General features: G+C 63.3%; 22 protein-coding genes. 15 read left to right on the top strand and 7 right to left on the bottom strand.

Translation table 11 applies throughout. The features are described 5' to 3' along the window. Positions 1-97 precede the first annotated feature (97 nt). The 9 genes from AC1DDH_RS00660 to AC1DDH_RS00620 all read left to right on the top strand — a co-directional run bounded on the left by AC1DDH_RS00660 (position 98) and on the right by AC1DDH_RS00620 (position 8096). Positions 98-1138, top strand: coding sequence for a LacI family DNA-binding transcriptional regulator (locus AC1DDH_RS00660; RefSeq protein WP_476954624.1), 1041 nt, complete (start codon positions 98-100; stop codon positions 1136-1138). A 183-nt stretch (positions 1139-1321) separates the two neighbouring features. Beyond that, a complete protein-coding gene (locus AC1DDH_RS00655; protein WP_476850087.1) occupies positions 1322-1864 on the top strand; it encodes a 2,4'-dihydroxyacetophenone dioxygenase family protein in 543 nt (180 codons plus the stop codon). 251 nt (positions 1865-2115) lie between these two features. Beyond that, complete coding sequence (locus AC1DDH_RS00650) at positions 2116-3117, top strand: alcohol dehydrogenase catalytic domain-containing protein (RefSeq protein WP_476850088.1); 1002 nt, start codon at positions 2116-2118, stop codon at positions 3115-3117. Positions 3118-3191: 74 nt separating this feature from the next. Further along, positions 3192-4544: an MFS transporter gene (locus AC1DDH_RS00645; protein WP_476954623.1), complete on the top strand. Its 1353-nt coding sequence runs from the start codon at positions 3192-3194 to the stop codon at positions 4542-4544. Between the two features lie 23 nt (positions 4545-4567). Next, positions 4568-5371 (top strand): SDR family oxidoreductase, encoded by an 804-nt coding sequence (locus AC1DDH_RS00640; RefSeq protein WP_476954622.1) that lies wholly within the window; start codon positions 4568-4570, stop codon positions 5369-5371. A gap of 266 nt (positions 5372-5637) precedes the next feature. Then, positions 5638-6132 (top strand): MarR family winged helix-turn-helix transcriptional regulator, encoded by a 495-nt coding sequence (locus AC1DDH_RS00635; RefSeq protein WP_476850091.1) that lies wholly within the window; start codon positions 5638-5640, stop codon positions 6130-6132. Between the two features lie 116 nt (positions 6133-6248). Beyond that, complete coding sequence (locus AC1DDH_RS00630; protein WP_476954621.1) at positions 6249-7055, top strand: MBL fold metallo-hydrolase; 807 nt, start codon at positions 6249-6251, stop codon at positions 7053-7055. Next, positions 7046-7474, top strand: a complete 429-nt coding sequence (locus AC1DDH_RS00625) for a nuclear transport factor 2 family protein (RefSeq protein WP_476850093.1) — start codon at positions 7046-7048, stop codon at positions 7472-7474. Before AC1DDH_RS00630 ends, AC1DDH_RS00625 begins: the two co-directional genes overlap by 10 nt. Before the next feature lie 103 nt (positions 7475-7577). After that, positions 7578-8096 (top strand): DUF2087 domain-containing protein, encoded by a 519-nt coding sequence (locus tag AC1DDH_RS00620; protein ID WP_476954620.1) that lies wholly within the window; start codon positions 7578-7580, stop codon positions 8094-8096. Positions 8097-8235: 139 nt separating this feature from the next. On the opposite strand, the gene AC1DDH_RS00615 is transcribed toward AC1DDH_RS00620, so the two are convergent. Continuing rightward, positions 8236-8541, bottom strand: a complete 306-nt coding sequence (locus AC1DDH_RS00615) for a hypothetical protein (RefSeq protein ID WP_476954619.1) — start codon at positions 8539-8541, stop codon at positions 8236-8238. A 385-nt stretch (positions 8542-8926) separates the two neighbouring features. Here AC1DDH_RS00615 and AC1DDH_RS00610 point away from each other — a divergent pair, with 385 nt between their 5' ends. The 3 genes from AC1DDH_RS00610 (at position 8927) to AC1DDH_RS00600 (ending at position 12140) form a co-directional block, all read left to right on the top strand. Further along, positions 8927-10429, top strand: a complete 1503-nt coding sequence (locus AC1DDH_RS00610; protein ID WP_476954618.1) for a phospholipase D family protein — start codon at positions 8927-8929, stop codon at positions 10427-10429. Positions 10430-10700: 271 nt separating this feature from the next. Further along, entirely contained in the window at positions 10701-11081 is a 381-nt protein-coding gene (locus AC1DDH_RS00605) for a nuclear transport factor 2 family protein (RefSeq protein WP_476850097.1), read from the top strand. 252 nt (positions 11082-11333) lie between these two features. Further along, a complete protein-coding gene (locus AC1DDH_RS00600; RefSeq protein WP_476954617.1) occupies positions 11334-12140 on the top strand; it encodes an SDR family oxidoreductase in 807 nt (268 codons plus the stop codon). A 72-nt stretch (positions 12141-12212) separates the two neighbouring features. On the opposite strand, the gene AC1DDH_RS00595 is transcribed toward AC1DDH_RS00600, so the two are convergent. Continuing rightward, positions 12213-13073, bottom strand: coding sequence for a 3-hydroxyacyl-CoA dehydrogenase (locus AC1DDH_RS00595; RefSeq protein WP_476954616.1), 861 nt, complete (start codon positions 13071-13073; stop codon positions 12213-12215). A gap of 26 nt (positions 13074-13099) precedes the next feature. Further along, the gene (locus AC1DDH_RS00590) at positions 13100-13732 is read right to left on the bottom strand and encodes a TetR/AcrR family transcriptional regulator (RefSeq protein WP_476954615.1); all 633 of its coding nucleotides are present in this window, start codon (positions 13730-13732) and stop codon (positions 13100-13102) included. A gap of 69 nt (positions 13733-13801) precedes the next feature. Between AC1DDH_RS00590 and AC1DDH_RS00585 the strand changes: the two genes are divergently transcribed. The 3 genes from AC1DDH_RS00585 to AC1DDH_RS00575 all read left to right on the top strand — a co-directional run bounded on the left by AC1DDH_RS00585 (position 13802) and on the right by AC1DDH_RS00575 (position 17855). Then, on the top strand, positions 13802-16210 hold the full coding sequence (locus AC1DDH_RS00585) for an alpha/beta fold hydrolase (protein ID WP_476954614.1): 2409 nt from the start codon (positions 13802-13804) through the stop codon (positions 16208-16210). Between the two features lie 242 nt (positions 16211-16452). Then, on the top strand, positions 16453-17088 hold the full coding sequence (locus AC1DDH_RS00580) for a hypothetical protein (RefSeq protein WP_476954613.1): 636 nt from the start codon (positions 16453-16455) through the stop codon (positions 17086-17088). Between the two features lie 338 nt (positions 17089-17426). After that, positions 17427-17855 carry a YybH family protein gene (locus tag AC1DDH_RS00575; protein WP_476954612.1) on the top strand — a complete coding sequence of 143 codons (429 nt, stop codon included), beginning with the start codon at positions 17427-17429 and terminating at the stop codon, positions 17853-17855. 366 nt (positions 17856-18221) lie between these two features. On the opposite strand, the gene nrdF is transcribed toward AC1DDH_RS00575, so the two are convergent. The 4 genes from nrdF to nrdH all read right to left on the bottom strand — a co-directional run bounded on the left by nrdF (position 18222) and on the right by nrdH (position 22293). Continuing rightward, entirely contained in the window at positions 18222-19196 is a 975-nt protein-coding gene (nrdF, locus tag AC1DDH_RS00570) for a class 1b ribonucleoside-diphosphate reductase subunit beta (protein WP_223916933.1), read from the bottom strand. 90 nt (positions 19197-19286) lie between these two features. Next, on the bottom strand, positions 19287-21407 hold the full coding sequence (gene nrdE / locus AC1DDH_RS00565; protein WP_476947071.1) for a class 1b ribonucleoside-diphosphate reductase subunit alpha: 2121 nt from the start codon (positions 21405-21407) through the stop codon (positions 19287-19289). 68 nt (positions 21408-21475) lie between these two features. Then, positions 21476-21880 (bottom strand): class Ib ribonucleoside-diphosphate reductase assembly flavoprotein NrdI, encoded by a 405-nt coding sequence (gene nrdI / locus AC1DDH_RS00560; protein WP_223916943.1) that lies wholly within the window; start codon positions 21878-21880, stop codon positions 21476-21478. A 167-nt stretch (positions 21881-22047) separates the two neighbouring features. Beyond that, on the bottom strand, positions 22048-22293 hold the full coding sequence (gene nrdH, locus AC1DDH_RS00555; RefSeq protein ID WP_018773329.1) for a glutaredoxin-like protein NrdH: 246 nt from the start codon (positions 22291-22293) through the stop codon (positions 22048-22050). Positions 22294-22391: the final 98 nt, after the last annotated feature.

The following is a 22391-nucleotide window of genomic DNA, read 5'->3' as shown; positions in this document are numbered from 1 at the left end:
AGCCGCATCGGCGCGCACCTCTGGAGAAACGCCCAAATGGCTAAGCGCCGCCGAAGGAGAAAACGCATCTCGCAAATCTTCTTAAACGGATAAGCTGATGTCTATGGTGACGGAAGCACGGTCAGGCCCGGATAAGAGCGTGCGCGTTACCATCCGCGACGTTGCACAGCGGGTGGGTGTCTCATCCGCGTCAGTGTCCTATGCAATGAGCGGGCGGCCCGGGGTTAGTGATGATCTACGCGATCGCGTCCTCACTGCTGCGGAAGACCTGGGGTACCGCCCCAACAAGGTAGCCCAGCAATTGCGCCGCGGACGGACAGATGCCGTCGGCCTGCTTTTCGCCGACATAGCCAACCCGTTTTACCCTGATCTTGCCAGCGGAGTGATCGCCGCGGCCACCCTGGAGGGCTTCGAGGTATTCGTCTCAAACGTCGGCATAAATGGGGAGCGACAGACCGAAGCGGCAATGGCCCAGCTTGACAGGAATTCGGCCGGCCTGCTCTTCACCTCTGTAGCCGATCAGGACCGCGACTTGCTTGAAAGCCTCACCCGACGCGGTGTCCCCTTCGTACAGTTGCATCGAGTGCTCGAGGGAGCTGCCGCCGATTCGGTGGTGGTCGACAATCTGGCTGCGGCCCGGGAGCTGGCACAACATGTGGCGGAGACAGGCCGGACAAGAGTCGCGGTGCTCGGCGGCGCCGGCGCGTCCAGTGTTTCCCGAGACCGTGAGCGGGGCTTCCGGGAGGGCCTGGCGATGGCGGGAGCGACCGTTGTGAACGAGGACGGGCTGTGGGGTGCGCTGACCAGGGAATCCGGGGCCGCTCGGGCCCGGACGCTCTTGAGCGCCGGGCATCAGGTTGATGCCGTGTTGTGCGGGAACGACATGATCGCGGTGGGTGTCCTCGACGTCTGCCGGGAACGGGGGCTCCGGGTACCGGAGGATTTGGCGGTCGCCGGATTCGACGACATGAGCTTCTCCAGCGCCGGGCCGCTGCAGCTGACCACAGTGACGGTCCCCCGCGAAATGATGGGCCGGCGCGGCTTCGAACTGCTGCTCCGCAGAATCCAGGGATACGACGGGCCCCCCGAGCGCATAGTGCTCCCCCACGTCCTTCAAGTCAGGGACACAACAGGCTAAGCCACACTCGAATGTGAGCCGGCAATAAAAAATCCTCGAGAGCTCTTGCGCACCGGGCCGATGGCATGAATACTTAACTTAATCGATTCAGCAAAACGGGTTTTGGCCATGTTCGAACTTAATCGATTCAGTTCCGCAAGTGATGTGATATCCACATCGGTTCCTAAACTTCGAAGGAGAAGAATGACTGCGAATGCTGCTGAAGCAACCATGGATGAGGCTGCCGTTCCTTACCGCGGCGAGCAGCCCTACGGCATCATCGATGACGTCATCGTGCCCGGTGCACTCGACCTGGACGCGGACGAGCGCCTGTGGGTGCCCCAGTCGAGGGACGTGTCCTTCCGCCCGCTGATTCTCTCGGCGAGCCAGGGATATTTCGTGAACATCCTGCGCGTGCGCAAATCCGGGATCCTCTCCCGCCACAGGCACGCCGGGCCGGTTCACGCGATCACCCTGAAGGGCCGATGGCACTACCTGGAGCACGAATGGTGGGCCGAAGAAGGCACCTACGCCTTCGAAACACCGGGCGATATCCACACGCTCGTCGTTCCTGACGGGGTCGAGGAAATGGCCACCCTGTTCCACGTCACAGGCACCTACATCTACGTGGATCCCGACGGCAACCCGACGGGCATTGAGGATGTCTTCACGAAGATTGCCCTTGCCCGGGCACATTACGAAGCAGTAGGCCTTGGCGCCGACTACGTCGACCAATTCATCCGCTAAGAGGCCTCCTCTCCCCTCGGGGGCCGGACCGCGATTCCCGGAATCGCCACCAACCGGCCGCAACCCGGGGCCGAGTCCGGTGCTGCTCCTGCGGCCACTTCAGCCAGGAGCGGCACCGGGCGGCATCCAGATACACCAATGACGCTGTCAACCTGCCCCGGCGCTGTTCGGCGCCGACGGACCAGCCGTTACCACCGACTGCGGAACTTCGAAGGAGAAGAACCGATGAACAAATTCGTACAGGGTTGACCGTGAAAGCCCTTAGAAAACAAAGCACCTCACCGAAAGACGTGCAGGTGCAGGAGCATCCCAAGCCCGACCCGGCTCCCGGCGAGCTCCTTGTCCAGACACTGGCCTGCGGCCTCTGCGGCAGCGATGTGCATGCGTGGCGTCAGGATACGGGTTACGAATGGGTGCATTGCCCGGTGACACTGGGTCATGAAGCGGTCGGCGTCGTTGTAGGTATCGGAGCGGGAACGGACAGCCAGTGGATCGGTCAACGCATTGTGCCCATTGCCATCGACGGCTGCGGATCCTGCGATCTGTGCCGTCGTGGAACTCGTCAACTTTGCCTGGATCGAACCGTGCTGGGGCTTTCATTTGACGGAGCCGCCGCAGATCTCTTCTCCATCCCTGAATACCGCGCCGTGCCGGTGGACAATGATCTGCCCGCTGCGGTTCTCGCCCTCACAGAGCCGCTGTCCGTGGCCCTGCGCGCGGTGACACGCCTGGAGCAATCAATACCGGCCCAGGCCCGTGTCATGGTCAGCGGTCCCGGGCCGATAGGCCTCATGGCCGCGTTACTCCTGAACCAGCGCGGGCATCGGGTTACGCTTCTCGGCGCAGCACGCGACGAAGAGCAGCGCCTGCCCCTGGCCCGGTTACTTGGTCTAGATACCATCCTGGCAGAGGATGTGACCCCGGGAGGGTTGCACGGTTGGCTGGAAGCATCGGGCGCGGCCCAGGCATTGTCATCTGCGGTGGCAAATATTGGCCCGGGTGGAACCATCGTCGTCGCCGGACTGTTCCCGTCGATCCCGGCAGTGGACATCAATGTGCTGGCCAGGAACGAGATTCAACTTGTCGGGAGCTACGGCTCAGTCGCCCTCGACTACCGTAACGCGCTGGCAGCGCTGGAGGCAGCGCCTGACATGTGGGCGTCACTGGTGACTACCTTCCCGCTGACCGAGGGCACTCGCGCACTCCAAGCGGCAGCCGACGCCGAAGCCGTCAAGGTCGTGCTCCTTCCCTAAGGCGCCTGCAGGTCAACGCTGACCGTAACCAGAAGCCATCATCAAGCATCGTGACACATCCAACGGAGACCCCCATGGTTAACGCACACACCCAGACGTCCGTCGCCGTCGCACGGACGCCCATCCGCAAGGTCGTATTTGCCAGCCTTATCGGAACGGCCATCGAATGGTATGACTTCTTTCTCTACGGATCAGCCGCAGCGCTGGTCTTCGGAGCGGTATTCTTTCCCAGCCAGGACCCGGCAACCGGAGTGCTTCTGGCCTTCGGCACCTACGCTGTCGGCTTTGTCGCGCGGCCGCTGGGCGGCATCATCTTCGGTCACTTCGGAGATCGCGTAAGCCGCAAGAAGATGCTCGTCATCAGCCTGGTGCTCATGGGTGCGGCCACTTTCGCCATTGGCCTGCTGCCCACCTACGCCATGATCGGAGTTGCCGCTCCACTGCTTCTCGTCTTCTGCCGCTTGCTCCAAGGCTTCGCAGTGGGCGGTGAATGGGGCGGAGCTGTCCTCATGGCCGCCGAACACGGCGATGACCGGCACCGTGGATTCTGGTCCTCCTGGGTCCAGGCCGGCGTACCCCTGGGCAACCTGATCGCCGCAGTCGTGCTGTGGGTGCTGGCCGCAGTGCAGTCAGACAGCGATTTCCTGGCCTGGGGTTGGCGCATCCCCTTCCTCCTGAGCGCCCTGCTGGTGCTTGTCGGGCTCTGGGTTCGCCTGAGTATCGAGGAGTCCCCCGTCTTTGCCGAAGCCAAGAAGGCAGCATCCATGCGCGAGAAGACCAAGGCCCCAATCTTCGAGGTCCTGCGCAAATACCCGCGTGAGGTTGCCATCGCCATGGGCATGCGCCTGGCCGAAAACATCGCCTACTACATTTTCAGCATTGTCGTCATCACCTACATGGTCACGTATCTGGGCATGCGCAAGGATGTCGCCATAGCCGGCGTGCTGATCGGCTCTGTGGCCCAGTTCGTGCTCACTCCGATCATCGGATCCCTGTCCGACCGCGTAGGCCGCCGGCCCCTTTACCTGGCCGGAGCGGCAGGCACGGGTCTTTGGGGCTTTGTCTTCTTCCCGCTCATCGACACCCGTAACGACGGACTTATTATCCTTGCCATTGTCGTCGGCCTCGTCTGCACCACGTTCATGTACGCTCCCCAGGCAGCGTTCTTCTCTGAACTGTTCGGCACCAGCGTCCGCTACAGCGGCGCCTCCCTCGGCTACCAGCTGGCATCGGTCTTCGCCGGCGGACTGGCACCTCTCATCTCCATCGCCATTCTCGGCAGCGTGGACCAGAAAAACACCCTCGGTGTCAGCATCTACCTCGGCACAGCGGCAACAATCACCTTTATTGCAGCACTTGTGGCAAAGGAAACCGCCAAATCATCACTGCGGCACGACCGCGTACTCGAACCGGAGACCACGAAATGAAGCCCGCCGGACCCGGTTCAGCAATGGGGAACACTGCAACCCTTGCGGCCGGACAGCCACTCGTGGCGAACCCCTTCTCCCTGCACGGCAAAACTGCCCTCGTCACAGGCGCCGGCAGAGGACTGGGCCGTGCGGTAGCCACTGCCCTAGGACTTGCCGGAGCAGAAGTCATGGCGCTGGACCTCTCGCCTCTGAACGAATTCAAGGACGAACTGGAAGGGCAAGGCGTCAGGTGCCGGATCCGGTCGCAGAACCTTGCCAATCTCTCGCCGGACGAGGCCGCAGAAATCATCACCTGGGCCAAGGAAACCGGAAAAGGGCCCGACATCCTCGTCAACAACGCCGGACTGATCCGGCGCGGTCCTGCGCTCACAACCACCCTCGAAGACTGGGAATCCGTGATCGGTTTGAACCTGACTACACCTTTCGTGCTCTCCCAAGCGTTCACGCGCTCCCTGATCGACGAGGACCGGCCTGGAAGCATCATTAACATCCTCTCCATCAATGCCTTCCAAGGAGGCGTCGAAGTACCCTCCTATGCGGCATCCAAACACGGACTCCTGGGGGTGACCCGTGCCCTCGCCAACGAGTGGGCCCCCCATGGAATCAGAGTCAACGGTATAGCCCCCGGATACATGGAAACAGAGCTCACCGCAGCCCACCGCGAAGACCCTGCGCGGTACCAGGCCATGCGCAGCCGCATGCCTATAGGCCGCTGGGGACAACCCGACGAAATCGGCGGGGCCGCGGTCTACCTCGCGTCCGCGGCGTCCACCTATCTATCGGGAACCGTCATTAACGTCGACGGGGGCTGGCTTTCCCGCTAAGTCGGCCGCCAAGCTGTCCACCACGATCCCGCCGGCTCGATTCGCCCCTCCGGCCAGGCCGGCTGATAGGCCTCCAGACGGGCCAGTTTTGTGCCGGGGTGAACGACCTGCGAGGGGCCGGCCGCCGGAGCGGGGGCCAGAATTACTCATGGACTTCCCGCACGCAGGAAATCGCTGATATAGACATTCGTGATGTTCCTGATTCTCGCCCCCCGAATTAGACAAGAGGCAAGCGACACTCCGTTAGTTCCGCTTAGTGTTGGACGGTGAACAATGCAACGGAATTTGGATCAGGCCAAGAGGCTGCCAACGATCATCGCATCTTGGTCTTCGGGCGCCTACTGGGTGCGGCGAACCGGCTGGAGTTTCTCCTCGGCCGCGCCCTGGAACAGGAGTTCGGGCTCAGCCATTCACTCTTTGAACTTCTCCTCCTGGTGGCAAGGGGCGGCAACAAGGGAATTCCAGTGCGTGACATCGCGCAGGCGCGGGTATTGACGTCCGGCGGAGCCACCCGACTGGTGCAGAGGGCGTCAGCGCTGGGCCTTATTGAACGCGAGAGCTCTGCTGTCGACGGCCGGGTCCAGCTCATCCGCCTCACCACACATGGCGAAGACGTCCTCCTCCGGGCAAGCACCCGCCACGTGGAAAATATTGAACGGTACATGCTCGACCTGCTCTCACCCGCAGAAGCCGAGGTGTTCTCAGCGGCCGTGAAGAAGATCAGCAAAAACGCTGCACAGCACCTGCCGATCATGCCATGATCGAACGGTCTTATCCCTAGGGAATAGCTGACTAGTCAGCTATTGTTGGATTTGAGTAAGCGTATCTGCGCGACTCGCTTCGGACACTCCGGGGCATCCGAGAAAGGTTCACCAGCATGTCGCTGCATTTTGAAGTCTTGGATCTCGACTTCCCCGCAGGTTCACCCAACAAGTCAGCAACATTGATCACCGGCCCATCAAAGGCCCTCCTCGTGGATGCCGGCTTCACCCGGGCCGACGGTCACCGTCTCGTCGCGGCCATCCTGGACTCCGGTAAAGAACTGGAAACCGTTTTCATCAGCCACGCTGACCCTGACTACTACTTCGGCCTGGAAGTCATCGCCGATGCGTTCCCAAATGCCACAGTCCTGGCGACACCGATCGTCATCGAGCACATCCAGGCAACCTACGAAGGTAAACTCCAGGCGTGGGCAGCACTGGGTGCCAATCTTCCGACCCGCTTGGCAACGATCGCGCCCCTGAGTGCAGACGCGATCGAACTCGACGGGTACCGCTTCGAACTCCGAGGCGGCTCTGACCTGCTACCGGACAGGCACTACCTCTACAACGTCGATCAGAATGCAGTCGTCGGTGGAGTCCTTGTCTTCCAGGAAGAACACGTCTGGACAGCAGACACGGCCACCCCCGAACAGCGCTCGGCTTGGATCGAACTACTTGACCAGATGCGGGCCCTGAACCCGGATCTCGTCATCGCAGGCCACCGGCTGCCGGGAACGGCCAACGATTCCACAGCCATTGACTACACACGGTCCTACCTCCAGGAATTCGAACGGATCCTCGCCCGCTCAGCAAATGCCGCGGCCATTACGGCTGCCCTGATCGAAAGCTACCCGAATTCCGGGATGTTGATCGCGGCGCAAATCGGACCCAAGGTCGCCAAGGGGGAAATGACATGGGGCTGAGTGACATCACCGAACTTGCCCGCTCAACCTCCCCGCGCGATGTCGTCCGCCGGCAGTATCTGGCTTCAGCAGCCGGTGACCTCGAAGCGCTCCGCGCCACGATGGCCCCGGATGTTGAATGGACTGAGATGGCCGGCTTCCCCCTCGCAGGGACCTACCGCACCCCCGACGGGGTCACTTCCAATGTCATGGAAATTCTCGGCCGGGACTGGGACGGCTGGGTAGCCCACGACGACACGTACATCGTAGAGGGTGAAAACGTAGTTGTCCTCGCCAGGTACACCGCCACGCACCGGGCAACCGGGAACCCCCTGAACGTCCGGGTGGCCCACCATTTCATCGTCCGCGGCGGGCTCATCGTCCGCTTCGAACAATTTGTCGACACCGCAAAAGTCGTCGAAGCAAGCGTGTTGGTATAAGTCTGCGACGACTTTCGTTTTTGACCCTCAAGGTCGGCTGAACCGGACCTGGATCCCGAAGCCGGCCTGCCCGCGGGGGCAAATGCAGAGTGAGGAAAACGCTGTGACCGGAACGACGATGGTGAGTGGACCGCACTGGCGGCGTGTAGTGGCAGCCCTCGCTAACACGGACGCTCGGACCGCCTACGCGCAAATAGTGCTCGGCGCCAAGCTCCCCGACGTGCTTGCGGACCTGAATGACCACCGGCGAAACCGGGCCATCGCTGCCCTCCTTGAGTCAGGACTTGTGGAAAGCAATGCCGCCAGTGACCTTGAGGCACCCGGGGCGATCTTCCGCGACCTCCTCACACAGCAACCCCGGCGGCAGCCGCAGACCGGATTGGCCCGCTTCATGCGCTTGGGGCGGATCGAGAGGTATCCAGCCAACATGACGGAACGGCGGGAGCTCCTGGCCTGGATCGTCAGCGAAGCTTTTGAGCCGGGCGAACACCTAACGGAAAAGCAGGTTAATGAACGACTGCTCAGTTATACCGATGACGTCGTCATGCTGCGCCGCTACATTATCGACTTCGGACTACTGGAACGGACGGCCTCGGGTTCCTCGTACTCCCGGCAGGCATAACGCGGGCTCCAGGCGGGCATTACGTGGGCTTTGAACTCGACGCTCTCATGGCGCCCAAACCTGCCCGAGAGCCAACATTGGCACCCACGGGATGCAGCGGTTTCTTGTGCCACCGCGAGTCCAGCATGATTCTCAGCGGTCAGCCCGCGCCCTGGCCCTCGCGGGCCACTTCTTCCAGAATCCTGGCTGTCGGCGCTGCCGTCATCAGCTGCCCGATCACCTCGGGTTTGTCCCACACCTGGCTGCGCAACTTATCCAGAAAGCCGGTCGCGGCGTCCCTGGTGTCGAAGTCAAGGAGCACGGCCACGCTGTTCTGGTCCTCCGTATCCCTCAACAGGCGGACAGACCGGGCGCCGGAGGCGGCTCGGCCTGCAGGATCGCTGTCGAAGACGTTCTTAAAGGCCTCGTAGTCCCGGACCGGATAGCTAATCTGCAGGGTGAACATCGTCGTTCCTTTCCCTCGGGCTGTGTCAGGACCACGATAGGCCGTCCAGCGTCATCCCGGTAGGGCCGGAGAGCGAGTTTGATCCGTTGCTGCGCCGCCCTCCTCACAAGCCATCCCTGGGTATCAGTTCAAGTGGGCGCCCGACAGGAGCGGGTGTTCCACGGGTCCTCTGATACCGGCGCCTTTGACCCGGTCGGTGACATTAGGCAGCACAGTCGCTACGTTGAAGACCGGACACTAGTGCCCTGGGCTCGGGCGCCGAAAGAAGGACTGAGTGGACAGTGATGCTGGTACGTGGTTTCTGAGCCGTGCTGAGCGGGGGAATTTGGCCACAGACGTACACGCGGGCGGGGCCGGATCGCCGCCGTGGTCGGAGGGCAATCTTGTGCGGCCCCTGATTCATGGAGCGACCTACTTCGCCCGGCTGCATGAGGAGTTGACGGCTCTGCAGCCCGGGGACCGCGTGTGGTTCACCGACTGGCGTGGCGACGCCGACGAGCGGCTGCTGGCGGACGGACCGTCGATCGGTGAGGTGCTCGCTGGCTTGGCCCGTGAGGGAGTGGAAGTGCGGGGCCTTGTCTGGAGATCCCATGGAGAGCGCGTATCGGCCCCGATCAGCGGCCGTTCCAATGAGCTCCTGAGCCGTCAGGTCAACGACGCCGGCGGAGAGGTGCTGCTGGATCAGCGAGTACGCGTGTTCGGCTCCCATCATCAGAAGCTCTTCGTCATTCGCCATCGCGACAATCCCTCGCGGGACGTCGCGTTCGTTGGCGGGCTCGACCTTTCCCACAGCCGTCGGGACGACGCCGACCATGCGGGCGACCCGCAGGCGGTGAGCATGGATTCCCGGTACGGGGAACGACCCCCGTGGCACGATGCCGCCCTCGAACTGCGTGGCCCCGTGGTCGCAGATGTCCTGGCAGTATTTGCTGAACGGTGGAACGACCCGCATCCTCTGGACCGGCGCACCCCCTACCGGATGCTGCTGCAACGACTGGCCCGCATGCCCCGGCACCCCGAACCGCTCCCGGCCACTGCACCGCCACCGCCACCGGCGGGCAAGCACGCCGTGCAGCTGCTGCGCACCTACGGGGTGAAACGTCCCCCGTTCCCGTTCGCGCCCGACGGGGAACGCAGCATTGCCCGCGCCTACACGAAAGCCTTCGCCCGCGCCCGCTCGCTGATCTACGTCGAGGATCAGTACCTGTGGTCGAAAGAGGTCGCAGCCGGAATCGCGGAGGCCCTCGACCGGAATCCCGACCTGAACGTGATCGCCGTCGTACCCCGTTACCCCGACGCTGACGGGCCTCTCGCAGGGCCGGCGGCCCGGATCGGGCAACTGCGTGCCATCAGCATGCTGCGTCGGGTCGCGCCCGACAGGGTCGGCGTGTTCGACCTGGAGAACCGTGCGGGAACTCCGATCTATGTCCACGCCAAGATCTGCATCATCGACGACATCTGGTTCACCTGCGGCTCAGACAACTTCAACCGCCGGTCCTGGACCAACGACAGCGAGCTCACGTGCGCCGTACTCGACACGACTGTCGACAACCGGGAGGCGCCCGGCGCAGACAACCGCCACGACGCTTCCCGGCCGTTGGCCCACGGGCTCCGGCTCCAACTCTGGGGAGAACACCTGGGGCTGGACCAGAACGATCCCCGGCTCGTCGACCCGGCGGCCGGGCTCAAACTTTGGAACACCACCGCAGACGCTCTCGACCGCTGGCATGAAGCCGGCCGCCGCTCCCCCCAACCCGCCGGACACGCGCGCCACCACACTCCAGAGCCGGTGTCGGCCCGCCAACGCCTCTGGGCCGATCCGATGAACCGCCTCCTCATGGACCCCGACGGCCGCCCCCGCCGGCTGCGCGGCACTACCCAGTTCTAGGCAAGACGCTGACGGCCGCGAACCAGCAGAACGCCTGAACGACTCCGGGGACTGTAGCCCCGCCACGCTGTTGCGTCTCCGCCTCAGCCTTCGTGCATCCCAGACAGACGACGGTGAGCACCACGCCGCAGCGGCAGTCCTCCTCGACGTCGTGACTTCTGTACTCAACGGCTATAACCTGACCGGCGACGATCCGGTCCACATTGAACCGCGTTCTCCGCCTCATGGATGTGCAGAGCTTGAAGATTTCAATCTTAGGGAGGAGCTGCCGATGTCCACGCTGAGCAAGGCTGCGCCAGACGTACTCCAGCGCTACTACCGGATCCTGGCCGCCGGCATAGATGCGTTCGACCCCGACGGCGAGCTGCGCACTTTGCTCGTCGACGACCTCGAATTTGAAGGTCCGATCGCAGGGAAGCGCACAGGGGCCGCCGGATTCTGCCAAGGCGTAAAAGGCTTCATCGCCACGGTGTCGGACCTCGAGATCCTCCAAGAGGTCCACGGCGCAGATGGCTCCGCGATACTCTACGACGCCCGCATGCCGGCAGGGATTGTCCGGCTCGCAGAGTTCTTCCGCTTCGACAACGGCAAGATCTCGACACTCCGGATCCACTACGATCCCGCCGACTACGTACGACAAGGCGGCCGCTGATCTTCGGTTGCCCGCTCAGCATCGCCAGCCGGCCGGCGTCGCGGAATGATTCAGTCTAAATCCGTCCGCGGCGTCGACGACAGACCCCCGGCAATTGCCCCTATGCGATGGAACAGCGCCGCCGGGGAACCACCCGGCGGACAACCACCTCGGAACTGTCACTAAGCCTGCGCCCTTGCTCTCCCCGGTCACTACGCGTATGAGAGAAGCATGGGTTCGCGACGAGATGTCCTCCGCGGTCGCGTGGCAGTCGTGACTGGCTCGACGCGCGGCCTGGGGTTGGCCATGGCCCGGTTGCTGGGGCATCAGGGTGCGACGGTGGTGCTGGCGTCCAGGTCGGACGCCGACGTCGAGGCCGCAGTCGAGCGGCTGCACGCGGAAGGGATCGTGGCATCCGGGCGTCACTGCGACACCGGTGAACTGGCCGACGTCGAGGCCCTGCGCGACGAGGCCCTTAGCCGCGGGACGCTCGACATCTGGGTCAACAACGCCGGAGCTTCCGGTGTCTTCGGGCCGACGGCCTCCACGCCGGTCGAGGACTTCACGCAAGTGGTGCGCACGAACATCCTCGGCACGTTCCACGGGTCGAGGGTGGCGTTGCCGGTGTTCATCGGCCAAGGTCGCGGCGACCTCGTCAACGTGTACGGCCACGGCGACCAGGGGCCGGTAGCGCTGCAGAACGCGTACGCGTCAAGCAAGCGTTGGGTGCGCCAATTCACCGAGACGTTGCGGGTGGAGACCAAGGGCACCGGCGTCCGGGTGCATGGCATGAATCCGGGCCTGGTGATCACGGACATGCTGGGGCACGTCACGTCCCAGCCCGGGTACGAGCATCGACTGGGCGGGCTGCAGGTCGTCGTCGGGCTGTGGGGGCAGACCGCTGACGACGCCGCGCGGCCGCTGCTGGACCTGGTAACGTCGGACGCCGCCGAGTTCCGGTATCTGACCAAGACGACCATGGTGACCCGCGGCGTGCGCAACGTGCTGGCCGGACGCCTCCGTCGCGCCAAGCGCATGCCCCTGGACATCACCGTCCTGGACACGAACCGCCAGGGCTGACCGGGTCAGTGTAAAAAGCGGTTCCACAGCCACTCCCCCTCCGCTAGACCGTCCGTCAGCCCACGCGAAGACTTAGTAGGTGTAGAAACCCTCGCCCGTCTCGACGCCGAGCTTGCCCTGGTCGATGTAGTTGTCCTTGAGGTACCGAGCGAAGGCCTGCGATCCGGGGTCTGGCGATGAGGCGGCAATGTTGTAGGCGGTTCCCAGCCCGACGACGTCGTAGATCTGGAACGGACCGCTCGGCGCTCCGGTGGCAATGCGCCACGTCTTGTCGATCGTTTCCGGGCTGGCGACGCCTTGCAGCAGCAGGCCGGCGGCCGCGTTCAGGAGCGGGACCAGCAGGGAGTTCAGCACGTAGCCGGCCTTCTCCTTCCTGATCTCGATTGGCTCCAGCCCGCTGTTTCGCGCGAAGTCGACGACGGCGTCGAAGACTGCGGGATAGGTTTCGTCGGTTCCCATCACCTCGGCGATGTTCTGCACCCAGATGTTGTTGGCGTAATGGATGGCGAGGAAGCGGTCGGGGCGGCCGGTGGAATCTTTGAGATCACTGGGCAGCAAAGTTGATGAGTTCGTGGCGAAGATGGTCTTGGCGGGGGCCAGATCTGCGAGCGTGCGGTAGACGTCCCGCTTCACCTCCAGCAGTTCAGGAACGGCCTCGATCACGAGGTCTGCATCGGCGACGGCGTCCCCGAGGTTGGCGGTGAGGCGGAGGTTTTCAAGAGCTGCCTCGGCTTTGCCCTCTCCGGCACCGCCGACGTCGGCCGCCCGGTAGATGCCGACAAGCCGGGCGAAGCGCGCCCGGGCCTTCTCCAGGGCGTCGCCGTCGACGTCGTAGGCGGTGACAGCGAATCCGTGGAAGGCGGCCTGATAGGCGATCTGGGAACCGAGCACTCCGGTGCCGAGCACGGTCAGGGTCTTGATCTGGTGGGGCATGCGGGTTCTTCCTTTCCACCCGGGCGCTAGGAACGGCCGGGGTTGACGGACCCGTAGATACTGCGGATCCAGATGGTGGATAACACGTCCAGGGCATGGGACTCCGCGATCGCGGGAATCTCCCGGTTGAGGACGGCGGTGATCACCCGCTCGTTCATGAGATTGAGGCTTACGGCCAGGTCATGGGCGTCGATGCCGTCCGGCGCGGCCCCTCGGGCTTGCTCCGACGAGATGATATCGCTCGAGAAATCGACCCAGGACTGCATCGATTTGGACCAGAGGGCGCGCACCTCGTCGTTGCGGGCCCGCGCTGCAATCGCCGCGGTGGCGACGCCGCGATGCGCCACGAACACCTCAACGAACATGCCAATGGAGCGCGTCCAGGCTCCCGCGGGGTCACTTTCGAAATTTCGCGGCAACTCACTGACACGGTGCTCTACCTCGGAGATCACCCTGTCCAGAAGGGCCAGCAGCATCTCATCCTTGGACGAGAAGTAGAAGTAGAAGGTGGGGCGCGAGATGCCGGCGCCGCGGGCCAGCTCCTCGATCGAAACGTCGTCGAAGGACCGCTCGCCAAGGAGCGCCTCGGCAGTTGTGAGGATCGCGTCCTGGCGTTCATCCCCCGAGACCCGTGCTGTACGTCTTCCACGTGGAGCCATGCGCCCATCCTAACGCGAGGCATCAACACGGTGTTGACTCTCTCGACTTTAAGTCGATAGCTTGGCATGATGAGCGCGCACGTGGATGTGTTGATTGTCGGAGCCGGGCTGAGCGGCATAGGTTTCGCGGGCCGGCTGAAACGCGAAACACCAGGGAAGACGTTCGTGATCCTGGAGTCCCGGGACACGGTGGGCGGCACCTGGGATCTCTTCCGATACCCGGGCGTCCGCTCCGACAGCGACATGTACACGCTCGGCTATTCCTTCCGGCCCTGGGCCGGTGCCAAGGCGATCGCCGACGGCGATTCGATCCGCGACTACATCGAGGCGACCATTGCGGACGAGGGCCTGTCCCCGCAGATCCGGCTGAACACCCGGGTGGTCTCTGCCGACTGGTCCAGCGACACCGCGCTGTGGACGGTGACGGCCGTCCACACATCCGAGGGCGAATACCGGCACGGCGACCCGGGACCCGGCACCGCCGAGGCGGTCACGTTCACATGCTCTTTCCTGTCTGTGTGCTCGGGCTATTACCGCTATGACGAGGGGTTTACCCCTGCCATTGAGGGCGCCGACACCTTCGCCGGATCGATCGTCCACCCGCAGCACTGGCCGGCCGACCTCGATTACGAGGGCAAGCAGGTGGTGATCATCGGCAGCGGGGCCACCGCGGTGACACTTGTGCCGTCCATGGCGAAGTCAGCCGCGAAGGTGACGATGCTGCAGCGCTCCCCCACATACATCGCCCCCGTGCCGTCCCGCGACCACCTGGCCGACCGCCTCCGGGGCAAGCTGCCCGCGCAACTGGCGTACGACGTCGTTCGGGTCAAGAACATTCTCTTTTCGATGGTCACTTACCAGCTCAGCCGACGGCGGCCGGAGACCATGAAAGCGATCCTGCGCAAATCGGCGGTCGCCAAGCTGCCGCAGGGCTTTGCGGTGGACACGCACCTGGCGCCGTCGTATCAGCCGTGGGACCAGCGGGTCTGCGCGATCCCCAACGGGGACCTCTACCGCGCGATCAGCGCAGGCACTGCCGACATCGTGACCGACAGGATCTCCCGGATCACGCCGGACGGGATTGACCTGGTCTCGGGCGGGTCGATCCCGGCCGACGTCATCGTCACGGCGACGGGATTGAATCTGCTGGTGATTGGCGGGATGACGCTCACCGTCGACGGCGAGCCCGTGGACGTGGGCAAGACCCTGACCTACAAGGGCATGATGCTCGACGGCGTGCCCAACTTTGCGCTCACCATCGGGTACACCAATGCATCGTGGACCCTGAAGGCGGATCTGGTCGCAGGCTACGTCTGCCGGCTGCTGAAGCATCTTGACCGGCGGGGACTGCATTGGGTGGTGCCCGCGGCGCCTGCCGAAGTCGCCAACGGTGAGCTGTCCTCCCTGATTGACCTGAAGGCCGGCTACATTTTCCGCGGGGCCGATCAGCTGCCCCGGCAGGGTGCCGGTTCACCGTGGCGGCTGCACCAGAATTACTTCCGGGACTTTGCCCTCCTGAGGGCCGGCAGGTTGACCGACCGGGTCCGTTTCGGTCGGCGCGGACAACAGGTGCGGGCGTCCGGTGGGGCGCCATGTGTGCGCCGGGATCCCCTGGCGCTCCCGGGAACGGGATACGTCGACGTCGCAGGCACGCGGTTGCGCTACCGGAAGACCGGCAGCGGCGACCCGGTGCTGGTCCTGCACGGGATCGGCCAGAGCCTGGAGGACTGGAACGGGCAGCACGAGCGGCTCTCGGCACGCCACGCCGTTTACAGCGTGGACCTGCCCGGATTTGCTTACTCGGAACGGCTTTCCGGGCCGGCGACGTTGGCGAAGCTGGCCGACGTCTTGCCGGCTTTCCTCGACGCCGTCGGGGTGCACGAGCCGCTCCCCGTGATGGGAAACTCGCTGGGCGGGGCCGTCGCCATGAAACTGGCCGCCGAACACCCGGACCGTGTTTCGGCGCTGGTTCTTGCGAACAGTGCCGGGTTTGGCAAGGAGGTTGCGCTGGTATTGCGCCTGCTCGCGGTCGGGCCGCTCGCGGCGTTGCTGCTGCGTCCGGATCCAGTGGCTTCGCGCCGCACCGTCCAGTCGATCTTCTACGACAAAGCACTGGTGACCGACGCCCGCGTTGACCACGCGTTCGCTTTGTCGCAGCGGGCATCCCACCGCCAAACCCTCCTCGACGTCGCCCGCGACCTCGGAACCATCGTTGGCGTCAGGGCCGGGTGGCGGAGGGCCCTCCTCGGGGCGTTGGCGCAGTCGGAGACTCCCACGCTCGTGGTCTGGGGCGACCACGACCACATCCTCCCGTTCAGCCACCTCGAGGCGGCAGTGGCAGCGCTGCCACACGCCGAGTCGTACACATTCTCGAAGACGGGGCACATGCCGCAGATCGAACGGCCTGACGAGTTCGCCGCGGTGGTGGAGGACTTCCTGTCACGGGTGCCGGCGGGGAGGCAGGCGGCGGCCATCTGAGGCGTGTGGGCGATTGAAAGGCATAAATAACTTGCCCTGGCTGTAATTACTGGCCGCGTCCCGGAAACTTTGCTTTCAAGCGGGACATTCGGCCCGCCGTTATAAGAATTGGGGGCTACACCATGCATTCACATCGCGCCAGACTCTTCACTGCCGTCACCATCGCAGGTTCTTCCATCGGCCTCGCCCTTGCCGGCTGTGGGCCACAGCCGGGGGCTCCGGCCGCCGCTTCGAGCCTTGTCGTGAGTACCATGGCAGACCGCACGGCGACTTTAACTTTCCCACCTGCTTCCACTGCAGGACCGACGGCGCCTGCCGCCAGGGCGGTACCGGCGTCGGAGGTTCCCGCCTCAGCGGCCAAGCACGGGTCTCCCGCGCTGAAGACCTTCACGTTCCCGGACGGACACATCTCCTTCGCCTATCCGGAGACGTGGACCGTGCGAACCGTGCACCCGCCCGCCGGCCTCCCCGGCGTTGAGGTCACCGTTGCTGACGGTGCGGGAAACGATCTGCTCTTCCTGGCCAACGGCGTCACTGCAGGGTGCACTGGCGGTCCCGTGACGCGTCACGTGTTCGATCACAAGGCAGTTTCCGGTATGACGGCGCCGGACGGCAAGAAGCCCGTCTTCGGATTCGCTGTGGAATCCTTTGGTGATGGCGATGCCTACTTCATGGGGCTAACTGATCCCCGGTCGCTGAAGGAGGGCGAGGGCGTCGCATCATGGTGCAATCTCGTCTCCACCGCCAACGGCGGACTGTTCACCCGGGTCCTTTTCGGCGACCCGGGGTTCCCGAACAGGGAGGCCGCGAAGGCCTGGATGGCGACAAACCAATACACCCAACTCAAAGCACTGCTGGTCAGCCTGAGCTACACCTGACCGACGGACCGAGGATCGCGGCCACTCGTACCCACGCAGGTGCGGGCGGCCCGATCACGGTCGACGCATGAGATAGTCGACCGCCACGCTGGATTCCTCGCTGGCGGCGGGGCGTTGCTTATGGGGGACTTCAACAGCAACACGGTCTGGGATAGGCATCATCCGAAGAGGAACCACAGCATGCTGGTCGAAAAGCTTGCTGGGCTTGGACTCAGCAGCACGATGAGCTTGGCAGGGCAACAGTCCCGGGGCTTAGTTCCGGCCAGCCCTGCAGGCTCATCAATACTCCACAGGTCTAAAATAGAGGCGTTCCCCAGGATCCCTGCAGGAGGCATGCCATGGACTTCGACACCGTCCTCGAGCAATACCACGAGGCATTGGACACCTTCGCCAGAGGCGACGCCGGGCACATCAAACGGTTGTACTCCCACGGTAATGACATCGTCCTCGCGAACCCGTTCGGCCCTGCTGCCCAAGGCTGGGCCGATGTTGAAGAGCGAACGGACTTCGCAGTAGCGCACTTCCGCGACGGGGAGTGCAGGTCATTCGAAGGCCTGTACCGCCTGGTGTCGGCCGACACAGCCGTCATCCACGAAGTCGAACACTGGAAGGCCAAGGTTTCGGGGCGGACGGAAGCACGTCCGTTCACCCTCCGGGTCACAACGGTCTTCCGAAGGGAAGACGGAGCCTGGCATGTTGTGCTCCGGCACGCGGACCCGATCAGCAGCCCAGACGAGAACGGGCCGCTCCGGGGCGGGACCACCTAGTCAAATGGCCGGAAAGCGGGCCGCAGCCGCGCTGGTTCTACCGCTTCCGCCTGAACATTCACGCCGCGGATTCAACAAGTGTCCGGTCGAATTTAACATCACAGGAGAGGGGAGCGTCGGCCGGCGGCCCTGCCAACAATGTCGGCGTGTATGTGCGCAAAGAACTCAACCGGACCCAGACCTCACAGTTGGCCAACAGCATCGAGCAGCAGTTGGCCAACTACCGTGAAACGTGGCCACGTAAGTCGGGAAATGGCCACGTAGCGTGGAACGTCACATCACACACAGGACCAAAAGACCGTTTAGTTTGTCCAGGGACCTTTTAGCTCGTCCAAAGGACCAAATAGCCTGTCTAACTAAATGAGACTAGAAGTCCCAGTCGTCATCCTCAGTGTTGACAGCCTTGCCAATCACGTACGACGAACCCGAACCCGAGAAGAAGTCGTGGTTCTCGTCAGCGTTCGGCGACAGGGCCGAGAGGATCGCCGGGTTCACGTCGGTGACCGAGGCCGGGAACATGGCCTCGTAGCCCAGGTTCATCAGGGCCTTGTTGGCGTTGTAGTGCAGGAACTTCTTGACGTCCTCGGCCAGGCCGACGGAGTCGTAGAGGTCGTGCGTGTACTGGACCTCGTTCTCGTACAGCTCGAAGAGCAGCTCGAAGGTGTAGTCCTTGATTTCCTGCCGGCGCTCCTCGGAGACCTTCTCCAGGCCCTTCTGGAACTTGTAGCCGATGTAGTAGCCGTGCACGGCCTCGTCGCGGATGATCAGGCGGATCAGGTCGGCCGTGTTCGTCAGCTTGGCCCGCGAGGACCAGTACATCGGCAGGTAGAAGCCCGAGTAGAACAGGAAGCTCTCCAGCAGCGTGGAGGCCACCTTGCGCTTGAGGGGATCGTCGCCCTGGTAGTAGTCCATGACGATCTGGGCCTTCTTCTGAAGGTTCTCGTTCTCGGTGGACCAGCGGAACGCCTCGTCGATCTCCTTGGTGGAGGCCAGCGTGGAGAAGATGGAGGAGTAGCTCTTGGCGTGCACGGACTCCATGAACGCGATGTTCGTGTATACAGCCTCTTCATGCGGGGTGAGGGCGTCCGGAATCAGCGAGACGGCGCCGACGGTGCCCTGGATGGTGTCCAGCAGGGTCAGGCCCGTGAACACGCGCATGGTGAGCTGCTGCTCGTCCGGGGTCAGCGTCGCCCACGACTGCACGTCGTTGGACAGCGGCACCTTCTCCGGCAGCCAGAAGTTGTTGACCAGGCGGTTCCAGACATCCACGTCCTTGTCGTCCTGGATGCGGTTCCAGTTGATCGCCTCGACGTGGCTAAGCAGCTTGACCTTTTCGGTCATGTCATCCCCTAAATGTTGGGTTTAGTTCTTAGTTAAAGCGTACGACGGCGGGCGGGCGCCCGCCGTCGTACTGTCACGATTTAGTTGAAGCTACAGCATGCAGCTGACGCAGCCCTCTACCTCGGTCCCTTCCAGCGCGAGCTGGCGGAGACGGATGTAGTAGATGGTCTTGATGCCCTTCTTCCAGGCGTAGATCTGGGCCTTGTTGATATCGCGCGTGGTGGCGGTGTCCTTGAAGAACAGCGTCAGGGACAGGCCCTGGTCCACGTGCTGCGTGGCTGCGGCGTAGGTGTCGATGACCTTCTCGTAGCCGATCTCGTACGCGTCCTGGTAGTACTCCAGGTTGTCGTTCGTCAGGTACGGCGCCGGGTAGTACACGCGGCCCAGCTTGCCTTCCTTGCGGATCTCGATCTTGGACGCCACCGGGTGGATCGACGAGGTGGAGTTGTTGATGTAGGAGATCGAACCGGTGGGCGGCACAGCCTGCAGGTTCTGGTTGTAGATGCCGTGCTCCATGACGGAGGCCTTCAGCTCGCGCCAGTCATCCTGGGTGGGGATGTGGATGTTCTTGAACAGCTCGGCGACCTTCTCGGTCTGCGGGACCCAGTCCTGCTCGGTGTATTTGTCGAAGAACTCGCCGGAGGCGTACTTGGACTTCTCGAAGCCGCCGAAGGTCTGGCCGGTCTGGATGGCCAGCAGGTTGGAGGCGCGGACCGCGTGGAACACCACCGAGTAGAAGTAGATGTTGGTGAAGTCCAGGCCCTCTTCGGAGCCGTAGTGGACCCGCTCGCGGGCCAGGTAGCCGTGCAGGTTCATCTGGCCGAGGCCGATCGCGTGGCTCTGGTCGTTGCCGCGGGCAATCGAGGGCACCGAGGTGATGTTGGACATGTCCGAGACGGCCGAGAGGGACCGGATGGCCGTCTCGATGGTCAGGCCGAAGTCCGGCGAGTCCATGGTCTTGGCGATGTTCAGCGAACCCAGGTTGCAGGAGATGTCCTTGCCGGTCTGGTCGTAGGACAGGTCATCGTGGTACGTGGTGGGCTGGGAGACCTGGAGGATCTCCGAGCACAGGTTGGACATGATGATCTTTCCGTCGATCGGGTTTTCCCGGTTCACGGTGTCCTCGAACATGATGTACGGGTAGCCGGATTCGAACTGGATCTCGGCGAGGGTCTGGAAGAACTCGCGCGCCTTGATCTTGGTCTTCTTGATCCGGGAATCGTCCACCATCTCGTAGTACTTCTCGGTGACCGAGACGTCGGAGAACGGCATGCCGTAGACCTTTTCGACGTCGTACGGGGAGAACAGGTACATGTCCTCGTCCCGCTTGGCGAGCTCGAAGGTGATGTCCGGGATGACGACGCCGAGCGAGAGGGTCTTGATGCGGATCTTCTCGTCCGCGTTCTCGCGCTTGGTGTCCAGGAAGCGGTAGATGTCCGGGTGGTGCGCGTGCAGGTACACCGCACCGGCACCCTGACGGGCACCGAGCTGGTTGGCGTAGGAGAAGCTGTCCTCGAGGAGCTTCATCACGGGGATGACACCGGAGGACTGGTTCTCGATCTGCTTGATCGGCGCGCCGACCTCGCGGATGTTGGTCAGCGCGAAGGCGACGCCGCCGCCGCGCTTGGAGAGCTGCAGGGCGGAGTTGATGGACCGGCCGATCGACTCCATGTTGTCTTCGATGCGGAGCAGGAAGCAGGAGACCAGCTCGCCGCGCTGGCGCTTGCCGGCGTTCAGGAACGTCGGGGTGGCCGGCTGGAAGCGGCCTTCGATGATCTCGTCCACCATCTGGGTGGCGAGCTTCTCGTCGCCGCGGGCCAGGTGCAGGGCCACCATGCAGACGCGGTCCTCGTAGCGCTCCAGGAAGCGCTTTCCGTCGAACGTCTTCAGCGTGTAGGAGGTGTAGAACTTGAACGCGCCGAGGAAGGTCTCGAAGCGGAACTTCTTCTTGTACGCGCGGTTGTAGAGCTCGCGGATGAAATTCATCGTGTACTGGTCGAGGGTTTCGCGCTCGTAGTACTCGTTCTTGACGAGGTAGTCGAGCTTTTCCTCGAGGTCGTGGAAGAACACGGTGTTGTTGTTCACGTGCTGCAGGAAGTACTGGTGCGCGGCCTCGCGGTCGGCCTCGAACTGGATTTCCCCGTTGGGGCCGTAGAGGTTCAGCATGGCGTTCAGCTCGTGGTAGCCCAGGCCCTTGTAGGCGGCCGGCATCTCGTGCTTCTTCTCAACAGCGGCGGCGGCGGCTGTGCCGGTGCCCGTGTGCAGGCCTGCGCCTTCAGTTACTGCTTTGTCTGCGACAGTCGTGTCCAAAACTCTTCCAATCCTTGTTGTACGCGGTTGACGTCTTCCGGCGTCCCCATGAGTTCGAAGCGATATAGGTGCGGGACCTTGCACTTGGCGGCGATGATGTCCCCTGCCATGCAGTAGTTGTCCCCGAAATTGGTGTTTCCTGCGCCGATCACTCCGCGGATCAGCTTCCGGTTGCCCGGATCGTTCAAAAACCTGATGACCTGCTTTGGAACAGATCCCTCTCCCCCGGTGCCTCCATAGGTCGGGAGCAACAAAACGTAGGGCTCCCGGGCCACCAGCGGAGCGTCCCTCGGGTAAAGGGGGATCCTGGCGGCGTCGACGCCCAGCTTCGCAACGAAGCGTGCGGTGTTTTCGGAGGTGGAGGAAAAGTAGATGAGCCGGCAGTGCGTGGTGGTGGCCGGTGCTGCTGTGCTGACCGCTTCCCCGCCGTCAGCCGTGGCAGCCACCCGATCTTCAGTTGTTACAACCACGGTGGTCACCTCATCTACCGTGAATTCTTCCCTGGTAGCGGCGTCCTGGGCTTTTCAGGCGACAGGGTGTTTCAGGCTACAGCGACGGCGGCAGCCTGCGCCAGTTCTTCGATCTTGTCCGGGCGGAAACCTGACCAGTGGTCCTGGTCGGTGACGACAACGGGGGCCTGCATGTAGCCCAGGGACTTCAGGCGCTCAAGGGCTTCCGCGTCCTGGGAAATGTCGACGCTCTGGTAGGCGATGCCCTTCTTGTCCAGCGCGCGGTAGGTCGCGTTGCACTGAACGCAGGCCGGCTTCGTGTAAACCGTAACGGTCATGGTCCTGTCCCCTTTGTTGAAGTCTTCTGTGGAGCGCAATCCCGGCTCCGGATGTCCCGCGCTGATGCTCTGCTGGAACTGTATGTCGATACTACATG

The sequence above is a fragment of the Arthrobacter sp. 10T425 genome (assembly GCF_056393985.1).
Note: the sequence above shows the minus strand (reverse complement) of the source record. Positions and strands in the feature narration are given on the sequence as shown.